The organism is Coprococcus sp. AF99-45, assembly GCF_027663865.1.
Lineage (GTDB): Bacteria > Bacillota > Clostridia > Lachnospirales > Lachnospiraceae > Allocoprococcus > Allocoprococcus comes.
This window is the reverse complement of record NZ_JAQDGZ010000003.1, coordinates 200608-221028: the sequence shown is the minus strand read 5'-3', so window position 1 is coordinate 221028 and position 20421 is coordinate 200608. Positions and strand designations below refer to the sequence as shown.

Below are 20421 nucleotides of genomic sequence, written 5' to 3'. Positions count from 1 at the left end.
TTTGTTTATCCTTTTATCATCAATCTCATGATGCTTGTTCTATATGCAGTTTCATCACCAGTACATTCCTGAATGATATATTCCCCTGGTTCATATTTGTCAGAAAGATTGCCTATAGCTTCAGACACAGAATTATATGCTCCTAGCACTTTTTCATCCCTTATGGCTAAAAACTTATGACCGTAACGCTTAAATAACTCCTGATAGTTTTTCATAAAGAAATCAAAATCTCTGGTTCTATCTTCTTCTCTGTACTCAACCATAATGATACCTCCTTCCGATATGTTCCATAATTATAATACCACACTACCGTTTCAATTACCATAGTATTAACTTATAGTCTCAAAATACACCTTGTATTTCACATCTTCGCCGATCATAAGATCGTTGCCTGCTGCTCACCACAAAGAGGTGTGTGATTCATTCGAGCAGCACAGGGAGCTTCCGCTCCCTGTATATCACAATTTCATTCAGTTTTACAGACGCTTTCTTACCTTCATGATTCCACAGTAACATACGCCGCCTAGTACTCCGCCGACTGTGTTATAGAAGATGTCTGATAGCTGGAATGTACCCAAGCGAAGCAATAATTGTAGCATCTCAATGCTTATCGAAAAGATAAATGCTATCTTCCCGCTATACCACAGTATCTTCTTCCAGCCTTTCTCCATCTTTTCTTCGAATGTCCACATCACTACTACTGAAAACGGCACCATCATAATTACGTTCTCGATGCACTCGGTTGTCAGCTTCTGTTCGCCATTCACTGTCTCCCAGATACCCCAGCCACCCATGACATCGGATAAAGGATTCATCCACAAATTGCGGTTTAACAGGGTTCGGAATAGAATAAGTGATGTCACGAACGCCAATAGAAACAGCTTCCGAAAGAATACACTCTCTTTGAATTTCTGATACCATGTCACTATGGCACTCTTCCATCCTTTACCTGCTGCGGAAGGTTCATACGCATACAGGTAGAAAAACATGGCAAGGAAGGAAAGCAGGAGTGAAAATCCAAATGGCTCATAGAGAGCAGTCAGGATGTTTGTGATGATCTTTCCGAGTAAATCAATCGTTTCTTTCATCGCTGTTTACAGATCACTGAACAGGTCAGCCTTGTACACGCCGTTCTCCAGCATCTCCTTGAAACTGCCCTTTACTGCTACGACATCTTCATGGTAGGTCATACCATACCATGTATCATTGGTTTTCAGAACCTTCACTGACATCTTTCCCTGCTCCAGCAGTTCGCCGATGAAGATAGGGATCAGATACTCTGCTTTCAGAGGATTGCCCGGGACTTCTTTCTCAAAGAACTCTTTGAAGCCTTCTTCCAGTACATCCAGAAAATCAGGAGTTAATCCCCACATATTCATGGATACCAGAGAATTTACATCGACAGCCACACCATCTGCCTCTGCTCCATTTGCAGTCTTTACAATGTTCTTGGTCTCCACAACTTCAGTCAAGTTGTTATCCTCATCCATCTTGCAGATACCACGGGTTACGCCACCGTTATCAGACAGCGTGTTCTTCAGAACGAAACCAGCCATGCAGGACTTGCCGCCATTCACAAGATACTCATGAACAGCCTTGAATCCTTCCTTGCCATAGTAATCATCTGCATTGATTACAATAAAAGGAGTCTTGATGACCTTCTTCGCTGCAAGGACGGCCTGACCGGTTCCCCACGGTTTTGTCCGGCCTTCTGGCAGAGTTCCCGGGATATCGTTGATATCCTGGAAAGCGTAGTCTACAGTTACATTGTGAGAGGAGCAAATGGAGGCAATGCGATCACCGATGACCTCTTTAAACTCCTTCTCGATATCCTTGCGGATGATAAATACCACATGATTGAAACCAGCTTCAATCGCATCATGGATTGAGTAATCCATAATGATATGTCCAGCATCATCCACTGGCTCCAACTGCTTGATTCCTGTTCCAAAACGGCTACCGATACCGGCAGCCATGATAAGTAATGTTGTTTTCATAACTCTCTCCTTACTGTGCTCGTGCTGCTTTTATCGGACATACTTTAATACATTGGTAGCACCGCACGCATTTACTTTCATCAATTTGTGGATATTCAAAGCCTTCTTCGTCCTCGACCATAGAAATAGCCTCTTTCGGACAGATGGCATAACAAGCCGTACATCCACAGCATTCTTCTTTTCTTTTATATAATATTGGAATCTCTCTTTCCACCTTTTACCACCAACTTTTTGATTTTTCTCTTAATCTTTCTCAAAAGCAACTTAGCATCATTTTTTAGTCCGATGCCACCGTATTTCTTGGCAACATACTCAAACGATTTATTTTCAAAGTCACTCCAGAACTGCTCTCTATTATCTGGTTTTGGAAATGGAGCTTTAAGAGGCGGCTGCATACTGTCCTCTAGCTTTGTCTGCTTCCAAATCAGTCTCTTTTTTACTTTTTCAAATATATTTTCTCCAGCCTCATTATTTACTAGCACCAATGAAACGCCCTTGTTATCATCAAACTCTGGTGCGGCTTTCTCGATCCCCCAGTAATCTGCAATTGTAATATCTCCTGGATGTATTACAGACTTATAGGAACATTCATAGCAACTCGGCCGCAGCACGGTATGCCCATAGAAAAGTTCCTTGAATACCCGACTACTCGTAGACTTTCCATTTTCAAAACAAAGCGTTTCTACATGATCATGCCATCCAAAGTCTTTCTTATTTCGGAAGTCCACACTTGCAACTTTTGAATGCATTTTCTGCTCTTGCCAACGCAGATATGCCTCCCATATTTTTTTGCTTGGTACTCCGTGACAGACAATATCCACGCTGAACAAGTTATCATACTCTTTTCCAATGTATTTTTTCAATCCTGCTACCTGACAGGAAGTTCCAGAAAAAAGTACACTTTTCTTAGCATCGAGATCTGTTTTGACACTTTTAAATGTATCACCTAGTTTACTCTGGATATATTTTGAGCCTCGCATTCGATTACGATCTTCCTCATTATCAGTGCGAATATGTACGGCATCAAATTCATCCGTCAAAACACACCCATAGACCACACCACTGTTGGATAAAACCTGATCCGAAAGAGCTGTAAAAATACCACCTGATCTGGAAGCTGCTCTTGTCGTTTCATCCTTATGTTTTACTGCATATACTTTAGGCTGCTTCCAGTTCATTATGCCGTCCTCCTTTCAGAGTAATCAACATAATCGAGGTTACTTAGTTCGTACCCCCCCCCTCAAAATTTTGAGGAGTTTATTCTTTACTTTTGTTTTCATTGGAACTGTTCCATATTTCTTTATCACGAAATCAATTCCTTTCTTTTGGTAATCGTTCCAGAATACATCTCTTTGTTCAGACTTTTGGGTCGGCGCTTCAAGATTCGCCTGCCAACATTGTGCTGTATTGCTTAATCTATAATCCAAATTATCTCGAACCTTTTCAAAAAGTTCTTCACCCCGGTCAGTATGAATCAAGAACAGAGAATTACCATTAGGGTCATAAAAATCTGGAATAGTCTCTTCAATATGCCAGAAATCCCCAATGGTCATATCTGTTTTTCGTTCTGTCGTAGCATAAGGGCATTCATAACAAGACGGCCGTAACGCACACTGATTATAAAACACCCTAACATAATCTTTAAGAGGTCTCTCTGACCCGTTGACTTTCACGTAAGCTGTAGGCGATTTCCAGCCATCGCGCTTGTCTTTGAAGGTAAGATAAGTTATCTTTCCATCCTTCTTCTGTATTGATTCTGCATATTCTCTCCACAGTTTTGGACTTGGAGAGCCATGGCAGATAATGTCTACGATATGCACCCGATCACGGATTCCTTTAATTTCACTGAACTTCCGAAATCCATCTGATTGACATCCCATGCCAACAAAGAGCAATTCTTTCTTTGGATTATCCATTAACCAACGATACGCTTCCTGGTAAATATCGCCGGGCTTGCTCTGCATATATTTTGAGCCTTTTGCTCTTTCACGCTGCTTCTCATCCAGAATCATCTGGAATTCCACAGTATGATTCTCATAATTATAGACTGCAGCCACCACAGCATCTCCGCTTTTCAAAAAAGCATCCGAAAGTGCAGTAAATGCGCCACCAGAAGAACTGCTCATCAAGGCAGATTTGTCTTTTAACCTTCCTGCATATACTATTGTATCTATCAAATCCACCATAGGCTGTTCCTCCTGCGTATTATTTGTTTTTAATTACAGTTTTGACCTTGTGTAAACCAACAAGAAATATAATCGTTGCACAAAAAGCACATTTGTCGCAATATATCTATAAATCGATTAACCTCCGAGCTTATCTACTACTCTCTAAAAAGCAGTAATAAGAATCGAATGAAAAATATAAAATCATGTGAAATACTTTCTTAAATCACAGCCAAAACCTATTTCCCAAAGCGACTTTTTACTAATTTCATGCCAGATTTCAACATATCAACATTCGTCAGCACTGCATAGATTGCTGTGATACAAAGTGCGATGAACTGAATCATCTTATTTTCACAATAGTATGTTCCTATCAGCATAGTACCAATTAGAATGCTTCCAATAATAATTGGCTTCCGAATTCGCATATGCACAGTCTTATTAACATCAATATAGCGAATGATAAACATTGAAAAGAATGCAACCAGTGTAGATATTGATGCTGCAAAAATCTTAATTTTATTTATTAAAATCAAATTCACTGTAATATTGATTATAGCTGCAGAAATAGAAGTATAAGCAATCTTTTTTGCATTTTTCTGAGCTACATATATGCAACTATATAATCCGACGAGCACTCTAAAAAGCATTGCATACATCAAAATCAAGATTTGGTCATATCCAGCAACATACTTCTCATTAATCAAAATCGGGAATACAAACGGCATACACGCAACAATGCCAAAGCATGCAGCTGCAAACAGTTTAAAAAGAGACGTCATTGTTTCCGTTAGGAATTCGTCGCGATCCTCATCGTCAAAATGTAATGATACTGTCTCAGTCCAGGACAAATTCAAGATATTATAAAAGTTGATAAACACATTAGGAAACTTGTTTGCTATAGAATAAACGCCATTAGCAGCAGTTCCTAAAAAATGTGCAATTATAGTTCTATCCGACGCATTTACAACCCACCAAGCCAGATTATTGGGAATTAAAGGAATAGAATAAGCACCAACCCGTTTGAATACCGTCGGCCGAATACTCTTAACAGAAAAATACTCCCACGCTTTGGATGTAAACACCAAATACAACAACGTCAAAAACTGAGCTATCAGAGTAGACAAGAACAATCCTTGCAGCCCCATTTTCAAAATAGCTAACGCAATGACATTTAAAACTGTTGTTGCTGAAGCGGATATAAACGATGCAATTGTATATTTAATGCTATATCCCAATCCTCTAACAAATTGAAGAAACAATGCCGTGTAGACATGCAGCACCACATACAGCAACAAAAAATACGCATTTTGAATTTTCAAAAAAGGTTCTATACAAACAAAAAGAATAATGTAAATAATACTTTGTATCGTACTAGATAGTAACAGCGTAGAAAAGAGTTTTCCTTGTTCTTCTTTGTTTCCACGATAATCGAGCATAAATCGGAACAGTCCCTGATCCAACTGCCAGTTTACGAGTGGAAGTAATAATGTTGAATATGTGACCAATAAATCAAACGTGCCATACTCTTCCGTTGACAGAATTGCCGTATATAAAGGAAGAAGGAAAAAACTAATACATTGCGTGCATAGTTTTCCCACTGTAAGTATAGCCGTATTTTTTGCTAATTCTGTTTTACGACTCATTAATATTATTCCTCATATAATTAATTATTTTTTGACTGTGTAGGATTTTTCAGTTCTCAATATCTCAATGAATGAGCCAGAGCTATAGGCACTTCACTGTGTCAGATACTAAAATGACAACAGAAGGCTACTCGAAATAAACCTTCATTGATGTTCGTTTAACCAGTCCTAGCGTGTCTCCATCTCTCTATTGAAATATCTCTTCCATATCCATCAAGAATATCATTGTCTCCAGAAATCCTAACTACCTTTTCCTATAACTATAGTAGTTATCAAGCAGGTGTCCTCCCCCCATGGATACTATTCCTATCGACTCATTCCTTGGATTGTTGATTACTGACTCGCTTTCCGTTTCAGACTACACATGATTTAAGAGCATCTATATATATCTTTTGTGATTCCTTCCTTTTTTTTTCGATTATAGTCTCGAATAATTCATAGCTATGTTGTTTGGTAATCAGACTCTCAAATTCATCATATGTAGCTGTCAATGACAACATTGCCTCTTCTTTATGTGTCCACTCAAGTAAATCTTTCAATTTTTTTGAGCAACTATAGATAGCGCAATTCTTATGATTCAACAATGTGAAAATCGTCCCATGGAATGTCGTTGTATAAACACACTCAGAAAACTGAATATATGAACTAAACTCCAACGGGTGACAGTTAATATTCAAATCACACCAGGACTGATACAAACATATCGATACAAGTTTTAAATTATTCTTTCTTGCATATCTTTTTAAATATGCCTGATGTTCTTTAGGAACACTATATGAATAAACAATCATATATCTATCTTTAATCTTACGTTCGTGCGGAAAATCCAATTCATTAATAGGCAGTAACATCGTAGGATCACAAACAATTTCTACTTGCTTTGCAACAAGTTTTCCAACAATATTCTTAGTGTTTTCATCTCTAACACCCGCATACGTCATTTTTTCCAAGCACTCCCTAACCCATGGAAAATCATTATAATCCTTGAGTGCTGCCTGTCCTGCACTAGGTGCATATGCTATACAGCTTTTTTGCTCCACACCACCATAAAAAATCGGATTTTGAAATTGTGAAACCTTTATGTTCCAAATTTCATCACTACCTACTACTGTACAATCTAAATCACCAGTATTTTTCTGAATATCAAATTCCTTTAATGCCTGAGTCATGCGCTTATAACGTACACATAAAAAGGGATATCGTTGAATACATCTAATCAATTCCTTTATGGTCTTGGGTTTAGAAAAATATTCCTTTTTTCGCTGCTTTTCATTTCTCCACTGTATAAAACACACATTATAGTTATTCTTTTCTAAAAAACATTTATTAGCATATGCTTGCAAATAAGCACCGCAGTTCGCCGAATCATACGGAGTTACTATTCCTATTTTCATAATTTACTCTAATTCACTCCCATCATCATTATTAGCATAATTAACACTTATTGCGCATGCAATAAAATACGGCACAAACATTTCACGATCATACAAAGGATTTCCTGTGAAGCCATATAATATAAAAAATATTTGCATTGCCAACGAAAAATTCATCAAGCAATAATCTATGTTCGTATAATCTTCTGGATTTACACGCATCTTTGAATACATCGACCATGTCCTTACTAGATGAAACAGAAACCATCCACAATAGATTATAAATCCTATTATACCGGTTTCAACAAGTAACTGAATATATATGTTATGAATATTCCAAAACCAGCCGCCTTGGTTAACATACTGTCCCCAACCTATGCCAACAAGACTATGTTTGCCGAACATAGAAAACGCCTTTAACCATACATCAACTCTACCTACTGACATGTCCCCAGTCTCTGCAGTATCAATAAAGCGAAAAACAACAGTTGCAAGTGCCGGCACGCAATAACTTGCTACAGCAAATACGGTTAATGCCCCCAATAAAACACCTATGCCTTTTACGAGTCGACTTTTTTTAGCATTTGAATTGTATGCAAAATAACAGAGGTACAAAGCAGTAAGTCCAAAAACAGTATGTGCTCTTTTTCCCGATAAAAGCAATGCAGCAACTGATATCAAAAACAATAAATAGTCAGAACGTCTTTTTTCAGTCAATGCATAGCTTCCAAATATCATCGTCCCAACTGCAAGAAGCATTCCATTTGTTGAATAGTGCTTTGTTAATCCTGGGATCCCCGCATTATGATACTGATTAAGAATTGTACTCGCAGCATCCGGGAACAAATTACATACAAAATTTATCGCTGAACTATCTAAAAACATATAAATGGTAAATGCAATATAAATAAAGTAAAGATATCGCCAAGAGCTTACCATTTTTATCATCCAACACCGATTATTGAAACCTCCCAATGCTGAAAATAATATACAGCAGACAAAAAGCAATAAAACCTGGGTATACGTTAGACTATAGAATTTAATATTGGGATTATTTCGTACATAAAAGAATATCATTAATGGTATCCACAATAATCCAATATTTTTTTTAATACCTTTAGTGCCAAATATAAAAACAACTTGTCCCGCCAAAATAACTGCAGCACTGAACTGAACTACGCTTGGCAAAAGCGAACCAAGAGACGCTAGCGTAGCAAAAGTCAAAATTGGTATACATTGGAGTAAAAGTCGTAGTTCATGTTTCTTAACTTTTAATTGCATCTATATCCCTCCATCTAGCAAATAGATTTTTCATACAAAATACATTCTCTCTGCAGCACGTTTTTCCAAGATAATCATTTTGAAACACACCTCATAAATTTATACAAAAGAATGCAATATTTTATAGATAAAACACCAAACACTTGTTTTTTGTCCATATATGAAAGCACTGATTTAAAACTAGTAGATTTAATTTTATCAATAACTAGCTGATACTCCTTTTTGTATTGATTTCTGAAAGGATACATCCTACGTAGAACAGTGTAGTATGCAATCAATAATTGATATCTTGCAAAGACTTCCAAATTATTACGGCCTTTAAGTTCTTCATATATTCTATCCGCAAAGTACAGTGAATCGAACCATCTTTCAGAGAAGGATTGATTAGTCACCGAATTTTCCCTGCAATAATAATAATACAATTTTTCAGCACAATAGACTATTTTTTTACTTTTCAGCAGAGATCTAAATACAAAATATTTATCTTCATTTATCTTCTTACCTTCTTCAAAATGAACATCCTCGATCGTAGAAGCTTTAAACAACTTATTCCATGCGCCCGACTCAATTTTTTGGCCCAACAACAGCCATTCTATCGCCTGATCAACAGCAATTTCCTCATAATTGCAATGATACTGTTTCTTCTCCTCTTGCTTTTTTTCAAAAATCTTATCAACTCCACACACAGATATATCTGAATCAGTTTTCCTTGCTTGAGTATATAAAATCTCAAGCATTCTGCAATCAAGTTCATCGTCAGCATCTATAAAAATAATATAGTCACCTGTTGCATTTTGCTTTCCTACATTACGAGCTTTTGATACGCCTTGATTATCTTGATTTATTATGATAATGCGCTTATCAATCTCTTGTAATCTATAGCATTCAGCAAGAGATTGATCATTAGATCCGTCATTTACGACAATAACTTCTATATCTTTCAATGTTTGTTGCAAAACTGAATTTAAAGTATCAACTATATAATTTCCTGCGTTATAGACAGGGATAATAACACTAATATGTGGCATTGGTGTCCTCCCATAGAATCATTCTATTCAAAAATCTTACACTCTCCATCTTCAAATATGTGTGTGAATAAATCGAAGCAATCCGATTACTTATTCTCAACAACCTCAACTTTTTTTCCTTTTTTTAAATGGCGTGCAACAGTTATTAGACCTGTTTTGAATAGAAATCTTTTAGATTTTTCAATTATTTTATCCTTTAATGTAATTGGATCAATTTTATTCAAGGCCTTATCAATTGGATAATGTTCAGCCAGCTGGTAAAATTCAACCCGTCTAGGATGTGGTTTTGCACTATTGCAAACCATAACGCCATTTTCCGTCACAAGCCTATTTACATCTTCTTTTTGAATTTCAATATGTGATTTTATAACTTCTAAAATCTGTCGACCTTTTTCAGTATGTACAAATATGGATGAATACCCTCTATTATCATCTTTTTTGCCGGTTATTTTTGAATATTCATAACAATCAAAGACTGTAATATCGCTTGGTCTTTCAATTCCTTTAAAAGCACATGCTGAACAAGATGGTCTCGATGAAATTTCTCTTACAAATGCCTTCATATATGGATCGACTCTACCAGACCCATAATAGGTTTTCCCATTTGCAAAATCTATTTTCATCGTGCTTGTGTGATAGCCATATGTTTTGTGTTTAAAACGAGCCCCAACTATTTTCGAGCTATATTTGTTTTCCATATACTTCACATAGTTATCCCACAAGCCAGGGGATGGTACACCTCGGCAAACAAAATCCACACATAAAAGGTTGTCTGGTTTTTTCCTTAAAAAACTAAGCAGCCCTGCCACTTGACAGGGTGTCCCAGAAAACAAAATAGTCGTGCCTTCTTTTAATTCTTTTTTAATATCTTGAAAAACATTCCTAAGATCACTTTGAACAAATTTGGAGCCTCGCATATCCTGCAACTGTTGCTTAGTAGCAGCCCTTTTGCATACTACTCTCATGTCTTTGTCGTATCCAGTTCCGTAAACTACACCATTCTGCTCAAGAATATAATCTGCCAAAGCCGTGAATGCACCACCAGATGTACTCTCATAGAGAATTTTAGTATCCTTAATTCTAATAATGTATCCTTCTGTTTTTTCAGATATTGCCGTTTTTTTATTAAGAATCGGGCATGCTCTTTCGCATGCTCCACATTCAACACAACGTCTCATATCAATTTTAGGATACAGAAAACCTTCTTCGTCAGGAACCATCGCAATTGCGCTTTTAGGACAAGAATTTGTACAGGCAGTGCAGCCACAACAATCCAATTTGCTTTTTATTTGAATCATATATCCTTCCATCCTTTATAGTTTTTCAGCAACATTCAAATACAGTTGTGCAAGTGTATCTGCTGTCTGCTGAATATCATAACCTGCCTGTTCCAATATTTTTCTTTCACTTTTCCTTTGCACATTCATATACTTCAAAACATGTTCCGCCCACACATCTGGTTTTTCTTGAAGAGAAAGGAATTCTGTATTTGAAGTTAATCCTACTTCTTTTGTTATTGCATCGGAGAAAACACATGGCAATCCGCTCGCCTGTGCCTCAACCCCCGTGACCGGAAGACCTTCATGTAAAGATGGCATTACAAATACATCCATTGCCTGCCACATTTTATTCATTTCATTTGAAGCCCCATAAAAAATTACAGCGTCTTCAATTCCTAATGTCCTAGCCTTATTTTTCATCGCTTCTTGTAATTCACCAACGCCAAACAAAAGTAACACAGTATTTGGATTTTTTCGATGTACTGCTTGAAAGATATCCAGCAAAAAGCTGTGATTTTTTTGATCAGAAAACCTTCCAGCGTGTCCTACAACATACTTACCTTCCAGATTCAGCTTTTTTCGTATTTCTCGACGAGCAGCTTCATCATAATCATATTTCTCCAAATCAATTCCATTCGGAAGTACTGAATACCTACCAGATTCAATAATCGACCTCGGAAATAGAAATTTTGCAGCTAGTTCTGAACAGCCATAAAAGTTATTGCAAAAGAGTGGAATTAATGGCTTTAAGATTTTGCTCATAAATCGAATTCCATTACCTGCTGCTCCAAAGCCAGCATTGTGACTATGTATTGTAATATATTGAACCCCACCCAATTTTGCGCCAATAATATTTGTCATATCTGCTGCACAATCCGCATTATAATGTAGGATTTTAATATGATTTCTCTTGCAGACTTTCCGAATTTCATTAATTCTCCAAATTCTTCTAAAAGGTCTAAATTTCACATTATCCGCTGAAGCAACATACTTTTTACTTCCCAATGAAAGGACTTTGTCTTCCATAGGTTCGTGCCTATCATGAAACACAAGATAGTCAAAATTAATTTTAGATTTATCCAGGTGTTCCTGGATATGAATCATCATATTAGTTACACCTCCAACACCAAGCGGAGATGTCACCAATACTCTAACTACTTCATTATTCATATAATATTTATCCTTTCGCGGCGACAATCTCATGCATTATTTCATATTCTTATTTCGGCACGATTACACACGCTTTCTAATTTCTTTCAATACAGTATTTAAATATTGATCTGTTACCATCTTAAGGTTTTTATATTTTTCCCCTACAGCTTTATAATCAATATCGTCTTTTACAACGTCAAATAAGTCCATTCCATTTTTATAACGCCGACTTTCTAGACCAAAATTCACACACAGGGTATCAATACGAGAATTTTTTGAAAAGCTGGAATTTTCAGCATATCTGTTAAATACCACAAACTGCTTTTCATTAAGAATAGAAAATGCTGTTCCATGGAAGGAATCCGTGCAGACATACTCTGCATTTCGCAGTAGATTCAGAAATCTCTCTGGACTCACGTCATATGGAGCAAAATCTCCAAAGTTTTCATCTTCTTCTACATACTGATCCATGTGTCTCAATGCAACGACTTTTAGACCCTTGTCGTGAGCTAAGCTCTTTACTGCATTGCGATATTCCTGTGTGGTGCCAAGGAAGTATGCAAAAATATATGGCTCATTGATTTCTCTCTTATTAGGAATTCTCTCCAGCCATTCATTTTTATTCAATAAGAAAACAGGATCTAAAATCGTAGGAACATCTCGACCAGTCAATTCCTTGACAATCTCACTTCCTCGATTCTCACGCATACTAATGTATTCGATGCGGTTCAAATACTGTATCGTTCTTTTCTTTTGATACCACGGAATTTCCTTTACTCCAAAACTAGAAGCAATTGAAATTTTTAGCGTGTCATCCGGAACAAACATCAAATTGTAATAATTCGTCGGCAATCCTGCCGGACTCCAAAGCTGATCACTTCCTGTTATAACCGCCGAGTATTTCTTCCCACCCTTGCGTAATGCTGCATAACCGACATACTCATCGGAGAAATCCTTAAACGCCCATTTTTTAAACCCAGCAAATGCTTTCATACGAATTTGATTGTTTTTTGCGTACTCAGGATGTTTTTTTAGACTAAGTTTTCTCTGAATTCCCTCATACCTGCTATTAAACCAAACTGCATTAAAAAGACGCGGCACATCTTTCAGTGCTTCTGTCACAGTCTTCTTTCTAGTATATCGAATCAACTCATACTCTATATTCTGATTTTCCAAATAACTAACAGTTGCATATGCTTGCAATATGCCTCCGTAATTTTCATGCATATATTTTATGCATACTCCAACCATTTCAACCTCTCCTCTATGCTGCACATCTTACTTTTTCAGCACTTCCTCATATATTGCCTGATACTTCTTATTTTTTTCCTGCCAAGTATACTTTTCTGCTTTCTTTCGTGCGTTTTTTCCACGTCTTGTTACTTCATCAGGATTAGCAATACATTCAAGAATAGCCTTTTTCAAATTCTCAATGTATTCTTCCTTCGAATTTCCTTCATAAAGCCAACCGGTATTTTCATCAAAAAGAGTTGCTCCACCAAACTTGTTAATCGTAATAACTGGAATACCCTTTGACATTGCCTCCAATAAGACCGTGCCTGTTGTCTCTCGAATGCTTGGCATAATAAATACATCCGCACATGCATATTCCTTTTCCATTTCCATATAGGGAATGGACCCCATGCAATACACATGCTCAGACAAGTTCAAGTCATCCTTACAGCGTTTACGCAGATGCTCAAGCTCTGGGCCATCGCCTACAACCCTAACCTGATATCTAGTTTCCTGCGGAATTCTCATCAATGCATCAAAAAGGAAATCTAAGCCCTTTCGATATATCATTCTTCCAGCCATCAGAAAAACGCATTCTTTATTTAAGCTTTTTTCTCTGCTAGTATCCTTAATATCGTCTATATCTACCGCTACCTTAGTTACTGGTTCATCACTTACATTGTAGTTCTTCATTCACTTTTCCTTTTCTGTCCAGTTCACTAATTCGTCCGGTCTCAATCCATTGTCAAAGACTAATTCATACGGACAGTTCAGTTCTCTGCCCCCCACGAGGAATTTTTGAGTCTCTTTATTTGCAAACATAATATAATCGCAGCGATTTAGTTTCCCCGTGATTCTCAGCTTAAAACGATACCAGCGATTTATTCCTGAACGGACGACTTCAATAATTTCATGTCCCTTTGCGTAATTTTTTAACCCATTAGGCAAAGACTCTCCTCCACCAAGTGGCCCACAGACAAATTTTATATTTGCTATCTTTCCATAGTCTCCAATTGCACGGAACTCAATTGGCGTAATCTGATGTATAATGTCAATTTTTTGATCCGCACAGATTTTCTTTGCAAGAGGAAGCACCCGTCTATTCCACACATTAAGTCTTCCAGAATACATAAATCCCTTGAAGATTTTCTTGTAAAAATTCGGGATGTCAACATAATAAAACTTTATATTTTCAAGTGGGTGACTCTGCAAATATTTTTCGACTGGCTCACGTTGCTCTTCTTTTGTGATCACATAGACTTTATTTGTTTTTGAACTTTCATAAGGAACGCACCAACCAATTTTATCTTCACTTCCAGCAAAAGGGTTACATGAATAAGCTATATACAGGATATTCATCACTTCGTCTCCATCTGCTGTGCAATATCAGCATCCACGATTTCCTCGCCAGTCTTATGCTTCAGCTGTTCCTTGGATGCTTCACTCAGACCGTTGTTGATCACACAGTTCATATCGCAGGTGCTGCACTTATCCAGATCCTCTTTGGTAACCTTACCATTACGGTAGTCACGGCAAATCTTCAGTTCGTACATGCTGTACGGATGCTTAGTGAACAGAGCCTTAAACTTGTGAACCAAAACCCAAGTAGCGGGCTTCCAGATGTACTTGTGCATAGCAGGACTTACACTACCGATCATCCAGCAGTCCCGATCACAGCAGCGAACCTTTGCACGAACCTTCTCGGCCTCCGGGCTGTTCCACAGCTCATCCCAGGTCTGATTGTTCAGGTTGCCCATGACTTCCTTATCCTTGGTACCATTGCAAGGCATAACATCGCCATACGGGTCAATGAAGAAGGTATCAAAGCTCATGTCGCAAGGCAGCAGACGCTTCTGGCCGTAGATGTAGTTGATCAGACCGTGGTTAAAGTAAGCACGGAACCACTTCTTCGGGCTGTTGCTACGAAGCAGTTCGTTAACCAGATTCTCGAAGTTCTTAGCAACCATCGGACGGTCGTGGATGATGTTCTTGGCCTCAACGAAGTAGAAGCTGTTATGCAGAGATGCTGTTGCAAACTCCATGCCCATCTCATCGGAAATCTTGTACAGAGGAACCAGATCAGGAGCATTTTTATCCTGAACAGTCATGCCGAAGCCAACGTCCTTCATGCCCATTTCACGCAACTTCTTCAGCGTGCCGTAACCACGCTGATAGCCGTTCTGCAGACCACGGATCTCGTTGTTGGTCTGCTCCAGACCCTCGATAGAGATACGAATACCGATCTGCGGGAACTCCTTGCACAGGTCAACGATACGGTCAGTGAAGAAACCGTTCGTGGAAATAACGATACGGTCAGACTTCTTGTACAGCTCACGTACGATATCCTTCAGGTCGGTGCGGATGAACGGCTCTCCGCCGGTGATATTTGTGAAGTACATCTTCGGCAGCTTCTTGATGGTTTCGATGCTGATTTCCTCTTCCGGCTTGGAAGGTGCTTTATAACGATTACACATAGAGCAACGAGCGTTGCAGCGATAAGTGACGATGACCGTACCATTTAACTTCTTTTCTTCAGACATGATTAACTCTCCTAACTCTCTCTTTTAAGAATGTTTCGATTTTATTTAAGAACCACTTGGCACATACCGAGAACACAACCGACCCACAGATGACTGCAACAGCTGTGAAGATATATGCCAGCAGACCATTTCCAAATAGATGAACAAGGTGCAGCTTCTCAAGCACACGATAAATTACCATGTGGCACAGATAAATTTCGAAGCTGATACCGCCGAGGAACTTGGCAACCGGATTGACCAGTACTCCCCCTGTTCTACAGCCGAGGGTATAGATCAGCGCTGCTACACAGAAAAACAACATCATGAGCGTATAGCCACCTACGGCAAAATAGGAAACCGTGGCAATCAGCAGAATCGCTCCGGCGATAACCTTGTACTTTGATGCGAACTCGACCAGTTCCTTCCGATAAAGAAATACCAAACCACCTGCAATAAAGTAAATCGCATCATAGACAATATTGCCTCTTCCTGCGCTGAAATAGGAAGAACACAGCCAGTTAAACATCAGTGCCACAACTGCTACGCCCCACGCTCTCTTCTTATTTCCAATCAGGAAGCAGAAAAACGGGAACAGCATGTAGAACACAAAAATAACCGCCAGTGTCCAACTCACACCAATGACCGTAATATTCGCATTTGGCAGAAGTCCCTGACATAAAGTCAAGTTTGCGAAAACTTCAAACAAGGATTCCTTGCTCGGTGAAATCACAAAGTCCAATGCACAAAGCAGTGCAAAGTACGGCCAGATTTTGATGTACCGTTTCTTGTAAAAATCTTCTACGCTGATCTTCTGGTCAATAATTTTCTGGTAATAGCCGCAGCACATTCCAAAACCACTGACCATCATAAAAAGGAAAACGAGGTTTGTGAAAGATGGTATTAGCCGTTCAAACACAAATCCTCCTATACCATATTCTCCATTTGCGAGGACATGCATCAACGCAATGCCAATAATGGCATACGCCTTCAATCCATCTATTCCCTCATATCGATCCGCTTTTGTATCCACAAATTCTCTCCTCACATACCAGTCTTACTGATACACCTTTATCATTTTTTCCTAATGTTCGTCTCAATTGATGACATAAATATATAATTTATAGTTGAAATTGAACTCCAAAAAGTTTACCAAGATTCACCGCATATATCATCAAGGCTTGTAAGTTGCATTTCAACGCTAAAAGCGGAATATCTACTTTTTTTCGCCCTGTAAACGGTAAAATTTTTATAGACTCTTTAACGAGCAGATTGCTGATATACTTTTTCGTCTCTCTTCTTGCAGAAAAAGGCATCTTAATTATCAGTTCAAAGCAGGACATAACATTTGATCCTGCATAGTCTTTAACAGAAAAATTAAAGCCTCTTTCATTCAGATCATTCACAATGTTACTACGCGCCTCGAGCAATGCCATTTTATTTCCCACTAGTTCTGCATCTCGTTTTTTCATAAAAGCACCGGATGGACGAATCGTATAGCAATAAAATCCCTTATTCAGTGTTCTAATTTTTTGTGCTCGTGAAAAGCACATTGCATTGAACATACTATCTTCATTCAATCGAATTGAAGGATTAAAACGGATTTGATTTTTGTTCAGAAAATCTCTACGATACACATTTCGCCAAACAGCTCCCCATTCAAGTCTTTTCGATATCGCCTCTTTTGACTTCACCCATTCCAAGATGTCCTCAACTGAATATCCAAGATATTTTGGAAGAACAGTTCTTACTGTTTCTTCGACTGAATTAGAAATGTAATTCTTTTGCGGAAAAACTTCTCCTTCCTTCACTACATTTCCATCTTTATCTTCTACAATTTGATGGAATCCCAAAATGGCAACATCTACGCTTGTCGATGTCATAAACGCCTTTATCGTGGAAAAATAATTTTCCTTCACAGTATCATCTGGATCAATAAATACAATGTAATCGCTTGTTGCATTTTCAATCCCTGTATTTCTTGCTGCTGAAACACCACAATTACATGTGTGAATTATTTTAATCCATGCATCCTTGTACTCAAATTCTATATTGTGATCACAATTGTTCTTATTAAAATATTGGCTTAGCCCCCCCCGATATCATCAGAAGAGCCATCGTTCACCAATACAATTTCAATATCACTACAATCATTTTTAAAGATACTATCTAAGCATTTCGGCAAATATTTCATCACATTGTAGCATGGCAAAACAAAACTCAAGCTCATTTTTCACCTCGGAAATATTTCTCATTTTGAAAACCAAGCGCACTATAATGCAATGCTTTAATGTGAGGAAACCTCACACCTACATCACACAACAAATGGTTCCATTAATTTTTTTATCTATAAACCTTCATAATTTTCTCGTAATACTCATCGATGGTATCGAAACTGATGTCCTTGCAGTTCTTGCTATACTGTTCACACAGCTTCTTATCACCCCAGAGCTTCTCGATTTTCTTCTTCAGATCTTCGGCATTTCCGCTTTCAAACAGCTCACCGGTCTTGCCAACCCGAATCAGCTCCGGGATACCACCTATCTCAGCTCCCAGCACCGGCGTGCCGTACATCTGGGATTCCATCACGGAGAACGGGCAGTTCTCATACCACTCAGAAGGATAAATGGAGAACCGTGCCTCACGAATCAGCTTCTCCAGTGCCTCGCCTTTCTGGAAGCCAACGTTCTTGATGTTCTTAATACCATTTACTGTCTCTTCCAGCGGGCCAGTACCGGCGAAGATGAACTGCACATCCGGGAGTTCCTTACAGACCTTGATGAGGGTACCGATACCCTTCTCCTCTGAGAAGCGGCCGAAGTAGAGGACGTAGTCTTTCTTCGGTGTTTCTTTCCACTCCACCTTGTCGATGAAGTTGTGCATTGCCACGGTCTTCGTTGCAAACAGCGGGTTGCTGTCCATCTTGCTCTTCATGAACTCAGAGCAGCAGATCATAGTGTCAATGTACTTATAGGTGCCCTTCCACTTCCAGAACTCAGCCTCTATCATGCCGATGGCAGATTTCGCCGTGGAACCGTGGATGCACTTTCCTTTCATGCAGTTCACAAAATGGCCGCCGAGGCACTTCTCACAGTTCTGGTGGGTGTTCGGATTGTTCAGCATGTGGTTCGGGCAGACCAACTGGTAGTCATGTGCCGTGAAGATGATCTTACAATCCCTTCCGGTCTCCTTACGCCACTTCACGATTTCCAGAATGATGGAAGGTGTCAGCTGGTAGTTAAAATTGTTCAGGTGACAGACATCCGGCTTGAAGTCGTCTAGTACTTTTCTCAGTTGTACTCTTGCTTCCTTACTGTAGATAGTTTTGATCGGGTAAGTCAGCTTGCTCAGTTTGCTGCCGCCGTGGAAGTCCATATCAGATGTATAAGCATTGACACGGTTGCCCACACAGCGGCCTTCGTGTTCCATACCAAAGTACTGAACCTCGTGTCCGTGCTGCTCCAGTGCCTCACCCAGCTTAAATATGTACGTCTCCGATCCGCCATTCGGATATAAAAATTTATTTATTATTAATACTCTCATCGGCTCTTCTCCTCATACAATGCAAGTGTTTTATCCACTACTTCATCCCAGTTGTATTTTGCACAGATAAAGTCGGCTGCCTGTTCTTTTAACTTTCCTACCTTCCGAATATCATCACATGCGTCCTGCAGTTTTTCTGTCAGGTCCTTGATATTGGATTTTCGGAATATGATTGCTTTATCTTCTACCACCTCGGTACATTCCGGTATATCAGATACCAGACAAGCATTTCCATAACTCATGGCTTCCAGAAGACTTAATGGCATTCCTTCCAGATCAGACGGCAGCGTATAGATGTAAGCGTTACTGTATAATTCATCCAGCATCGCTCCCTGCACAAATCCGGTAAAGAGAATCCGATCGTCACCCTTCGCCAGTTCTTTCAATTCCTTCATAAAGGAATCTGTATCACTGGAACCGCCTGCGATGACCAGCTTTTTATCTGTTTTGACATCCTTGAACGCTTCAACCAAATACCGGATACCTTTTTCCGGTACCAGTCGACCAAGAAATAATATGTAGGAATCTTTCGTCAGTCCAAATTTTTCTGTTATTAAACCAGCTTCTCGGGTTTCTGGTCTGTTCACTCCATTCGGAACGAAATGTGTCTCCCTGCCATAGGTATCTCTGAAATAATCCTGAACACCTTTACTCAAAACGATGATTTCATCTGCATATTTTACAGCATTCTTTTCACCCTGACGGATGAATTTAGAGCCAAATCCTGACTTCCATTTTTCCCGTTGCCAGTCTATACCATGAATGGTAACCACAACCCTCTTTCCAAACATCTTTGGAATCCATGAAAAAAAAGCTGGACCTTCTGCATGGATATGTACCACATCATATTTTCCAAAAGCACTGTACAGAGCCGCAAAGAAAGAAGAACTCACCGCTGCAAGACCTTTTCCTTCAATAGTTGGAACAAATTTCTGTCGGATTCCATCATATTCAATTTTATTGTCATACTCTGCACCACTCACGTGATGACCAGATCTGTTGTAACAGGTAACCCGACATCCATCTCGTGCCATTCTGGTGCACAGTTCTTTTACAACAATCTCTATCCCGCCCTCACGGGACAGTCTTTTTTGTCCGAACATGGACACTGCAAATTTATCTTTCATAATGTTCTCCAACCAATATTGTCCCCTCTGCTCCTTTATATCTATGTACTTTTGTTGAGTAGACATTTCTGCACTCTACA

General features: G+C 38.8%; 21 protein-coding genes. All 21 read right to left on the bottom strand.

Annotated elements, in window-relative coordinates; all coding sequences use genetic code 11:
* Positions 1-5: 5 nt before the first annotated feature.
* The 21 genes from PGR14_RS04075 to PGR14_RS03980 all read right to left on the bottom strand — a co-directional run bounded on the left by PGR14_RS04075 (position 6) and on the right by PGR14_RS03980 (position 20341).
* Entirely contained in the window at positions 6-263 is a 258-nt protein-coding gene (locus PGR14_RS04075; protein ID WP_270223007.1) for a hypothetical protein, read from the bottom strand.
* A gap of 213 nt (positions 264-476) precedes the next feature.
* Positions 477-1088, bottom strand: a complete 612-nt coding sequence (locus PGR14_RS04070) for a VanZ family protein (RefSeq protein WP_215633679.1) — start codon at positions 1086-1088, stop codon at positions 477-479.
* Between the two features lie 6 nt (positions 1089-1094).
* Positions 1095-1997, bottom strand: coding sequence for a sugar phosphate nucleotidyltransferase (locus PGR14_RS04065; RefSeq protein WP_270223006.1), 903 nt, complete (start codon positions 1995-1997; stop codon positions 1095-1097).
* Between the two features lie 10 nt (positions 1998-2007).
* On the bottom strand, positions 2008-2211 hold the full coding sequence (locus PGR14_RS04060) for a 4Fe-4S binding protein (RefSeq protein ID WP_195434435.1): 204 nt from the start codon (positions 2209-2211) through the stop codon (positions 2008-2010).
* Complete coding sequence (locus PGR14_RS04055; protein WP_270223005.1) at positions 2183-3175, bottom strand: Coenzyme F420 hydrogenase/dehydrogenase, beta subunit C-terminal domain; 993 nt, start codon at positions 3173-3175, stop codon at positions 2183-2185. The genes PGR14_RS04060 and PGR14_RS04055 overlap by 29 nt, the downstream gene beginning before the upstream one ends.
* A 39-nt stretch (positions 3176-3214) precedes the next feature.
* Positions 3215-4183 carry a Coenzyme F420 hydrogenase/dehydrogenase, beta subunit C-terminal domain gene (locus tag PGR14_RS04050; protein ID WP_270223004.1) on the bottom strand — a complete coding sequence of 323 codons (969 nt, stop codon included), beginning with the start codon at positions 4181-4183 and terminating at the stop codon, positions 3215-3217.
* 218 nt (positions 4184-4401) lie between these two features.
* Positions 4402-5808: a lipopolysaccharide biosynthesis protein gene (locus PGR14_RS04045; RefSeq protein ID WP_270223003.1), complete on the bottom strand. Its 1407-nt coding sequence runs from the start codon at positions 5806-5808 to the stop codon at positions 4402-4404.
* A 353-nt stretch (positions 5809-6161) separates the two neighbouring features.
* Positions 6162-7202 (bottom strand): polysaccharide pyruvyl transferase family protein, encoded by a 1041-nt coding sequence (locus PGR14_RS04040; protein WP_270223002.1) that lies wholly within the window; start codon positions 7200-7202, stop codon positions 6162-6164.
* Between the two features lie 3 nt (positions 7203-7205).
* The gene (locus PGR14_RS04035; protein WP_270223001.1) at positions 7206-8462 is read right to left on the bottom strand and encodes an O-antigen ligase family protein; all 1257 of its coding nucleotides are present in this window, start codon (positions 8460-8462) and stop codon (positions 7206-7208) included.
* Positions 8463-8536: 74 nt separating this feature from the next.
* Positions 8537-9490 (bottom strand): glycosyltransferase family 2 protein, encoded by a 954-nt coding sequence (locus PGR14_RS04030; RefSeq protein WP_270223000.1) that lies wholly within the window; start codon positions 9488-9490, stop codon positions 8537-8539.
* A gap of 86 nt (positions 9491-9576) precedes the next feature.
* Positions 9577-10788 (bottom strand): Coenzyme F420 hydrogenase/dehydrogenase, beta subunit C-terminal domain, encoded by a 1212-nt coding sequence (locus PGR14_RS04025; RefSeq protein WP_270222999.1) that lies wholly within the window; start codon positions 10786-10788, stop codon positions 9577-9579.
* A 15-nt stretch (positions 10789-10803) separates the two neighbouring features.
* On the bottom strand, positions 10804-11940 hold the full coding sequence (locus PGR14_RS04020) for a glycosyltransferase (RefSeq protein WP_270222998.1): 1137 nt from the start codon (positions 11938-11940) through the stop codon (positions 10804-10806).
* 63 nt (positions 11941-12003) lie between these two features.
* Positions 12004-13173, bottom strand: a complete 1170-nt coding sequence (locus PGR14_RS04015) for a polysaccharide pyruvyl transferase family protein (RefSeq protein WP_270222997.1) — start codon at positions 13171-13173, stop codon at positions 12004-12006.
* A 27-nt stretch (positions 13174-13200) separates the two neighbouring features.
* Positions 13201-13848, bottom strand: coding sequence for a glycosyltransferase family 4 protein (locus tag PGR14_RS04010; protein ID WP_270222996.1), 648 nt, complete (start codon positions 13846-13848; stop codon positions 13201-13203).
* Complete coding sequence (locus PGR14_RS04005; protein WP_270222994.1) at positions 13849-14514, bottom strand: hypothetical protein; 666 nt, start codon at positions 14512-14514, stop codon at positions 13849-13851.
* Positions 14514-15695, bottom strand: a complete 1182-nt coding sequence (locus tag PGR14_RS16220; RefSeq protein ID WP_270222993.1) for a radical SAM protein — start codon at positions 15693-15695, stop codon at positions 14514-14516. The genes PGR14_RS04005 and PGR14_RS16220 overlap by 1 nt, the downstream gene beginning before the upstream one ends.
* Entirely contained in the window at positions 15688-16704 is a 1017-nt protein-coding gene (locus tag PGR14_RS03995) for an acyltransferase family protein (protein WP_270222992.1), read from the bottom strand. Before PGR14_RS03995 ends, PGR14_RS16220 begins: the two co-directional genes overlap by 8 nt.
* Positions 16705-16792: 88 nt before the next feature.
* Positions 16793-17686 (bottom strand): glycosyltransferase, encoded by an 894-nt coding sequence (locus PGR14_RS03990; RefSeq protein ID WP_270223028.1) that lies wholly within the window; start codon positions 17684-17686, stop codon positions 16793-16795.
* Positions 17687-17757: 71 nt separating this feature from the next.
* Positions 17758-17901, bottom strand: coding sequence for a glycosyltransferase family 2 protein (locus tag PGR14_RS16370; RefSeq protein ID WP_442872479.1), 144 nt, complete (start codon positions 17899-17901; stop codon positions 17758-17760).
* Between the two features lie 113 nt (positions 17902-18014).
* A complete protein-coding gene (locus tag PGR14_RS03985; RefSeq protein ID WP_270222991.1) occupies positions 18015-19214 on the bottom strand; it encodes a glycosyltransferase in 1200 nt (399 codons plus the stop codon).
* On the bottom strand, positions 19211-20341 hold the full coding sequence (locus PGR14_RS03980; RefSeq protein ID WP_270222990.1) for a glycosyltransferase family 4 protein: 1131 nt from the start codon (positions 20339-20341) through the stop codon (positions 19211-19213). Before PGR14_RS03980 ends, PGR14_RS03985 begins: the two co-directional genes overlap by 4 nt.
* Positions 20342-20421 lie beyond the last annotated feature (80 nt).